1 protein-coding gene is annotated in these 8,772 nt (G+C 74.2%); it reads left to right on the top strand.

Translation table 11 applies throughout. The features are described from left to right. Positions 1-8,772 (top strand): type I polyketide synthase (locus Q8A52_RS48520; protein ID WP_456300759.1); only part of this gene is annotated, 8,772 nt, incomplete at both ends.

Genomic DNA, 8,772 nt, shown 5'->3' with positions numbered 1-8,772 from the left:
TGATGGAGCCGATGCTGGAGGAGTTCGCCGAGGTCGTCCGCGGTCTGACGTTCAGTGAGCCGCGGATCCCGGTGGTCTCCAACCTCACGGGCGGCTTGGCCGAGGCCTACACCCCTGAGTACTGGGTTCGGCACGTCCGTGAGGCGGTGCGCTTCGCGGACGGCATCGAGACCCTCGGCGAGTTGGGCGTGACCACGTTCGTGGAGATCGGTCCCGGCGGCGTCCTCAGCGCCTTGGCGCAGGCCTGCGCGGACGAGGCCGTCACCGTGCCCGTGCTGCGCGGTGACCGCCCCGAGCAGCAGGCCCTCGTCACCGCGCTCGCCGAACTGCACGTGCACGGCGTCTCCCCGGACTGGCAGGCGCTCTTCCCCGGCGCTCACCGCGTCACCCTGCCCACCTACGCCTTCCAGCACGAGCGCTTCTGGCTGGAGGGGGACGAGGACCCGGCCGCCACCGGCACCCCGGTCGACACGGCGGACTCCGGCTTCTGGGACAGCGTGGAACGTGAGGACGCGGAGTCCCTCGCCGCGACCCTGGGCGTCGGCGCGGACGCCTCGCTGAGCGTGATCCTGCCCCGGTTGTCCGCATGGCGCCGTCAGCGCCGCGAGCAGTCCGTGGTCGACGGCTGGCGCTACCGCGTCACGTGGAAGCCGCTCGGGGCACTTCCGCAGCCCGGCGCGTCCGGGGCCTGGCTGCTCGTCGTGGCCGGGGAGAGCGAGTGGACCGCCTCGGTCCGCACCGCGCTCGGCGAGCGCGGCCTGGAACTGGTGACGCTCGTCGCCGGGCCCGGCACCGATCGCGCGACACTGGCCCGCGAGTTGGCCGGCGTCGGCCCGGTGGCCGGCGTGCTGTCCCTGCTCGCCGAGGACGAGAGTGCCTCGGTCGGCCGCCCCGGACTGTCGCACGGCCTCGCCGCGACCCTCTGCTTGGTGCAGGCGCTCGGCGACGCGGGCGTCGACGCCCCGCTGTGGTGCGCCACGCGCGGCGCGGTGGCCACCGGCCGCTCCGACCGCGTGGACCGCCCGCTGCAGTCGCAAGTGTGGGGCTTCGGTCGGGCGGCGGCGCTGGAATGCCCGCAGCGCTGGGGCGGACTGCTCGACCTTCCTGATCTTCTCGACGCCCGTACCGCGGCCCGCGTGGCCGCAGTCCTCGGCCAGACGGCCGAGGACCAGGTGGCGGTCCGCGCCTCGGGCGTCTTCGGGCGTCGGCTCGTCCGGGCCGCCTCCGCCAACGGCCCCGCCCACGGGTGGTCGCCGCGCGGCACGGTGCTGATCACCGGTGGTACGGGTGCGCTGGGCGGGCACGTCGCCCGCTGGCTCGCCGGCGCGGGTGCGGAGCACCTGGTGCTCACCAGCCGTCGCGGCCCCGCGGCGCCCGGCGCCGCGGAGCTCGTCGCGGAGTTGGAGGAGTTGGGCGCGGCCGCGACCGTCGTGGCCTGTGACGCGGCCGACCGTGACGCCCTGCGGGCGCTGCTGGCCGAGCACCCCGTCAACGCCGTCGTCCATGCCGCAGGCGTCGGTGACCATGTGATGATCGAGGACTCCGACCCGGCCGGGTTCGCCGGCACGGTGGCGGCCAAGGCCGCCGGTGCCACCCACCTGGACGAACTGCTGGCCGGTCAGGAGCTAGACGCGTTCGTCATGTTCTCCTCGGGCGCCGGCATCTGGGGCGGCGCGAGCCAGGGCGCCTACGCGGCGGCCAACGCCTACCTGGACGCCCTCGCCGAGTACCGGCGGGCGCACGGACGCACCGCGCTCGCTGTCTCCTGGGGAGGCTGGGCCGAGGGCGGCATGGCCGCCGTAGGGGACGGAGAGGAGATGCTGCGCCGCCGCGGCCTGCCCCCCATGCAGCCCGCCCTTGCGCTCTCCGCGCTCCAGCAGGCGTTGGCCGACGGCGAGACCGCCCTCACCGTCGCGGACTTCGACTGGGAGCGGTTCATCGGTCCGTTCACCGTCGCCCGCCCCAGCGCCCTGTTCTCCGACGTGCCCGAGGCGCGCCGCGCTCTGGAGGCCCCGGCCTCCGGCGGCGCCGAAGCCGGCAACGCGCTCGCCGCGAAGCTGACCGGGCTGTCGGCGGGCGAGCAGGACCGCACGCTGGTGGATCTCGTCCGCACGCACGCGGCCGCCGTGCTCGGCCACGACGGCGCCGCGGCCGTGGAGCCCGGTCGGGCGTTCAACGACCTCGGCTTCGACTCGCTCACCGCCGTCGAACTGCGCAACAAGCTCACGGCCGACACCGGCCTGAAGCTGCCCACCACGCTGGTCTTCGACTACCCGAACGCCACGGCCCTGGCCCGGTTCCTGCGCGCCGAACTGCTCGGTGCGCAAGGCGCCCCGCGGCAGGAGCAGCGCACGGCCGCCGCCGACGACGAACCCATCGCGATCGTGGCCATGAGCTGCCGCCTCCCCGGCGGCGTCGACTCGCCCGAGGACCTGTGGCAGCTCGTCACCTCCGGCGGCGACGCGATCTCCGGCTTCCCCGAGGACCGCGGCTGGGACGTCGAGGACCTCTACGACCCCGACCCGGGCACCCCGGGCAAGACGTACGCGCGCGACGGCGGCTTCCTTTACGACGCGGGCGACTTCGACGCCGCCCTGTTCGGGATCTCGCCGCGTGAGGCGCTCGCGATGGACCCCCAGCAGCGCCTGCTGCTGGAGGCCTCGTGGGAGGCGTTCGAGCGGGCCGGCATCGACCCGGCCTCCCTGAAGGGCAGCCGCACCGGCGTGTTCGTCGGCATGTCCTATCAGGGCTATGGCGCAGGCATCCCGCAGGTCCCGGAAGGCGTCGAGGGCCACCTGCTCACCGGCAGCGCCGCGAGCGTCGTCTCCGGGCGCGTGGCCTACTCGTTCGGCCTGGAGGGCCCGGCCGTCACCGTTGACACGGCGTGCTCGTCGTCGCTGGTCGCCCTGCACCTGGCCATCCAGTCGCTGCGCAACGGCGAGAGCACGATGGCCGTCGCGGGCGGTGTGAACGTCATGGCCGTACCGGCTGCGTTCGTGGAGTTCAGCCGGCAGCGCGGACTGTCCGCCGACGGCCGCTGCAAGGCGTTCGGCGCCGACGCGGACGGTACCGGCTGGGCGGAGGGCGTGGGCGTGGTGCTCGTGGAGCGTCTCTCCGACGCCGTGCGCAACCGCCACGAGGTCCTCGCGGTCGTGCGGGGCAGTGCGGTCAACCAGGACGGCGCGTCCAACGGCCTGACCGCGCCGAACGGCCCGGCGCAGCAACGGGTCATCCGGCAGGCCCTCGCCTCCGCAGGGCTCGCCGAGGCCGATGTAGACGCGGTGGAGGCGCACGGCACGGGAACCGCTCTGGGTGACCCGATCGAGGCGCAGGCGCTGATCGCCACATACGGCCAGGAGCGGCCGCAGGGCCGGCCGCTGTGGCTGGGCTCGCTGAAGTCCAACATCGGTCATGCCCAGGCGGCGTCCGGCGTGGCCGGTGTGATCAAGATGGTGATGGCGATGCGCCATGGCGTCCTTCCGCGGACGCTGCATGCCGATGAGCCGACGCCGCACGTGGACTGGTCGGCGGGCGCGGTGCGGCTGCTGACCGAGGCCGTGGAGTGGCCGGAGACGGACCGCCCGCGTCGGGCCGCCGTGTCGTCCTTCGGCGTCAGCGGCACCAACGCCCACACGATCATCGAGCAGTCTCCGGTGGCCGAACCGGCCGCCGTCGCACCGGTCGAGGTCGCCTCGGCGACCGTGCCGTGGGTACTGTCCGGCAAGTCCGAGGCCGCGCTGCGCGCCCAGGCCGAGCGCCTGCTGTCCCTCACCGCCGAGGGAGCCGAACCGTCCCTCACCGACGTCGGCTTCTCGCTGGCCACCACCCGGGCCGCCCTGGAGCACCGCGCCGCCGTGGTCGGTGCCGACCGCGGCCGGATCGCCGAGGGCCTGCGGGCCCTGGCCTCGGGGACGCCCGCTCCCGGCGTCGACCTCGGCCGCGCCGACGCCGGCCAGGTCGGGTTCCTGTTCTCCGGGCAGGGCTCGCAGCGCATCGGCATGGGGCGGCAACTGTACGAGGCATTCCCGGTCTTCGCGGAGGCGTACGACGAGGTGTGCGCCCACCTCGACCGGCACCTCGACCGGCCACTGCGGGACGTGGCCTTCGGCGAGAACGGTCACGAGGACGGCGAGGAGCTGAACCAGACCACCTTCACCCAGCCCGCGCTGTTCGCGCACGAGGTCGCCGTCCACCGCCTACTGGAGTCATGGGGCGTGCGGCCGGACTACCTGGCCGGGCACTCCGTGGGCGAGATCGCCGCCGCGCACGCGGCCGGAGCCCTGTCGCTTGAGGACGCGGCCGCACTGGTGACGGCTCGTGCCGCGCTGATGCAGGCGCTGCCCGCCGGCGGGGCGATGATCGCCGTCCAGGCCACCGAGGACGAGGTGCTGCCGCACCTCACCGACGACGCCGACATCGCGGCCATCAACGGCCCGCAGTCCGTCGTGGTCTCCGGAACCGAGAACACCGTGGCCGCCGTCGCGGACTTCTTCGCCCGGCAGGGCCGCAAGACCTCCCGGCTCACCGTGAGCCACGCGTTCCACTCGCCGCTGATGGACCCCATGCTGGAGGAGTTCGCCCGCGTCGTCGACGGCCTGCGCTTCGAGACGCCCCGCACACCGGTCGTCTCGAACCTCACCGGTGAACTCATCGACGCGTACACAGCGGACTACTGGGTCCGGCACGTCCGCGAGGCCGTGCGCTTCGCCGACGGCATGCGCACCCTGGGCGAGCTGGGCGTGACCACGTTCGTGGAGACCGGCCCCGGCGCGGCGCTGAGCGCCATGGCCCAGGGCTGCCTGGACGGCGCGGTCGCCGTTCCCTCCGCACGGTCGGGCAGCCCCGAGCCCGAGGCGATCACCGGCGCCGTCGCGCGGCTCCACGTGCACGGCGTCCCCGTCGACTGGCAGGCGTTCTTCGCCGGCCGCGGCGCCCGGCGCGCCGACCTGCCCACCTACGCCTTCCAGCACCAGCGGTACTGGCTGGAGACCACCGCGCCCACTGCAGTCGCCGCGGGGACCGACGCCGTGGAGGCCGGGTTCTGGGAGACGGTGGAGCGCGAGGACGCCCAGTCCCTCGCCGCCACCCTCGACCTGCCCGCCGGGCAACTGGACGCGGTGCTGCCCCGGCTGTCCGCGTGGCGCCGGCAGCAGCGCCGGGAGTCCGCGGTGGAAGGCTGGTCCTACCGCACGGGCTGGAAGCCGCTCAGCGGCCTCCGCGCACACGAACTGGTTGGCGACTGGCTGTTCCTGGTCACCGAGGACACCGAGAACACCGAGGCCGTCGAGTGGACCGCCGCCGTCGCCGACGGGCTCGCCGCCCGCGGGGCCCGGCTGGTCCGGGTGGTGGTCGACCCGGCCGCCGACCGTGGCGCACTTCTGCAGCAGCTCGGCGACGCCGTCCGGGAGACCCCGGTCGACGGTGTGATCTCCCTGCTCGGCACCGACGAGCGGCCCCACGCCGGCCACCCGGTCCTCTCCGTCGGCACCGCGCTGTCCCTCGCGCTCGTCCAGGCACTGGGCGACGCGGGCATCGACGCCCCGCTGTGGGCGCTGACCAGGTCCGCCATGTCCACCGGCCGGGCGGACGCGGTGCCGAGCGCCGCCCAGAACGCCGTCTGGGGCCTCGGCCGGGTCGCCGCGCTGGAGCACGCCCCGCGCTGGGGCGGTCTGATCGACCTCCCGGACACGGTCGACGACCGCGTAGTCGGACGCCTCGCCGCGGTCCTCGGCCAGTCGGTCGAGGACCAGGTCGCGATCCGCGCCCGCGGCGTGTTCGGCCGCAGGCTGTCCCACGCCGCCGCCCGCCGGAACAGTCGGGCCGGGCAACGGTGGTCGCCGCGCGGCACGGTGCTGATCACCGGTGGTACGGGTGCGCTGGGCGGACACGTCGCCCGTTGGCTCGCCGGCGCGGGTGCGGAGCACCTGGTGCTCACCAGCCGCCGCGGCCTCGATGCGCCGGGTGCGGCGGGTCTCGTCGCAGAGCTCGAGGCGACGGGTGTCGCAGTCACCGTCGCCATGTGCGACGTCGCCGACCGTTCGGCGCTCGCCGCGCTGCTCGCCGAGCACCCGGTGAACGCGGTGGTCCACACGGCGGGCGTGGACCACCTGGAGCCGCTGGAGACCATGACGCCGGGCGCCTTCGCCGACGTGCTGTCCGCCAAGGCAGCCGGCGCCCTGCACCTCGACGCGCTCCTCGCCGACCGGGAACTTGACGCCTTCGTCCTCTTCTCGTCCATCGCCGGCGTGTGGGGCAGCGGCTACCAGGCCGCCTACGCCGCGGCCAACGCCCTGCTCGACGGACTCGCCGAACGCCGCCGGGCCCAAGGCCTGCCGGCGACCGCCGTGGCCTGGGGCCCGTGGGCCGGCGGCGGCATGGCCGAGGCCGACGGCGCGGACGAACGACTGCGCCGCCGCGGTCTGATCCCGATGCCCACCGCGCTTGCCGTGGCCGGCCTCCGGCAGGCGCTGGACTCCGGCGAGGCGACCGTCACGGTGGCCGACGTCGACTGGGAGCGGTTCCTGCCCCCGTTCACCGTGGGCCGCCCGAGCGCGCTGCTCGGCGACCTCCCCGAGGCCGAACGGATACTCACCGCGGGCAGCACCGTCGGCGAGCCCGGCACGGCCATCGCCTCGCCCCTGGCCGACCGCCTCACCGGGATGCCCGAGACCGAGCAGCACACGCTGCTGGTCGACCTCGTCCGTACGCACGCGGCGGCCGTCCTCGGCCACAGCGGCGCCGACGAGGTCGAGGCCGACCGCGCCTTCAAGGACCTGGGCTTCGACTCCCTGACCGCCGTCGAACTGCGCAACGAGCTCAACGCCGAGACCGGCCTCGCGCTGCCCTCCACGCTGGTCTTCGACCACCCCAACGCCCAGGCACTCGCCCGGCAGCTGCGCACCGAGCTCACCGGCCTCACCACCGCGGCCGCACCGGAAGCGGCCGCCGCGCCCGTCGAGGACGACGACCCCATCGCGATCGTCGGTATGGCGTGCCGGTATCCGGGTGGGGTGCGTTCGCCGGAGGACCTGTGGCAGTTGGTGGTCTCCGGTGGTGACGCGGTCGGCGAGTTCCCGGCGGACCGGGGCTGGGACGTGGACGGCATCTACGACCCCGACCCGGACGCGTCGGGCAAGACGTACACGCGTCGCGGTGGATTCCTGTACGACGCGGGGGAGTTCGACCCGGGGTTCTTCGGGATCAGCCCGCGTGAGGCGGTGGCGATGGATCCGCAGCAGCGCCTGCTGCTGGAGACCACGTGGGAGACGTTCGAGCGGGCCGGCATCGATGCGGAGTCGGTGCGCGGCAGCCGTACCGGAGTCTTCGTCGGCTCCGGCTACCAGGACTACGCCGCCCAGGCCTTCAACGCGATCGACGACTCCGAGGGCTTCTTCGGCACGGGCAACTCCGCGAGCATCATGTCCGGCCGCATCGCCTACACCCTCGGCCTGGAGGGCCCGGCCGTCACCGTCGACACGGCGTGCTCGTCGTCGCTCGTGGCCCTGCACTGGGCCGTCCAGGCCCTCCGCAACGGCGAGTGCTCCATGGCGCTGGCCGGCGGCGTGATGGTCATGTCCACCCCGCGGGCCTTCGTGGAGTTCAGCCGCCAGCGCGGGCTGGCCCCTGATGGACGGTGCAAGGCGTTCGGCGCCGGGGCCGACGGCACGGGCTGGGCCGAGGGCGTCGGCATGCTCCTGGTGGAGCGGCTGTCCGACGCCACGCGCAACGGCCACGAGGTCCTGGCGGTGGTGCGGGGGAGCGCCGTGAACCAGGACGGCGCGTCCAACGGCCTGACCGCGCCGAACGGTCCGGCGCAGCAGCGGGTCATCCGCCAGGCACTCATCTCCGCGGATCTCACCGCCGCCGACATCGACGCGGTGGAGGCGCACGGCACGGGGACGAAGCTGGGCGACCCGATCGAGGCACAGGCGCTGCTCGCCACGTACGGCCGGGAGCGGCCCGAAGGACAGCCCCTGTGGCTGGGCTCGCTGAAGTCCAACATCGGCCACGCGCAGGCGGCCGCGGGCGTCGGCGGCATCATCAAGATGGTCATGGCCATGCGCCACGGCGTCCTCCCGCAGACCCTCCACGTGGACGAGCCGACGCCGCACGTGGAGTGGTCGGCCGGTGACGTCAGGCTGTTGACCGAGGCCGTGGAGTGGCCGCAGACCGATCACCCGCGCCGGGCCGCCGTGTCGTCCTTCGGCGTCAGCGGCACCAACGCCCACACCATCATCGAACAGGCGCCGCCGACCCCGGCCGAAGAGGCCACCGCCACTCCGACCCCGGCCCTCCTGCCGTGGGTCCTCTCCGCCAAGAGCAGCGCTGCGCTACGCGACCAGGCACGACGACTGCTGGCCTTCGTGGAGGACGGCATGCCACTCGCCGATGTCGGCTTCTCGCTGGCCACCACCCGGAGCGCCCTGCGCCACAGGGCGGCCGTCATCGGCGAAAGCAGTGACGACTTCCGCCGCGGACTGGGCTACCTCGCCGCCGGAATGCCGTCGCCCGGAGTCGTCCAGGGCCGGCCCGGAGGCAAGGTCGGCTTCCTGTTCTCGGGTCAGGGTTCGCAGCGGATCGGTATGGGGCGTGAGCTGTACGGGGCGTTCCCCGTGTTCGCCGATGCGTACGACGAGGTGTGTGCACGTCTGGACGCGCCGGTCGACACCGACGCCGAGACCCTGCATCAGACGGGGTGCGCCCAGCCCGCGCTCTTCGCGGTCGAGGTGGCGCTGTTCCGCCTCCTCGAATCGTGGGGTGTGCGGCCGGATT

The organism is Streptomyces herbicida (assembly GCF_032656585.1).
In the GTDB taxonomy this organism is placed as follows: domain Bacteria; phylum Actinomycetota; class Actinomycetes; order Streptomycetales; family Streptomycetaceae; genus Streptomyces; species Streptomyces herbicida.
This window is presented reverse-complemented; position numbering and strand designations above follow the sequence as displayed.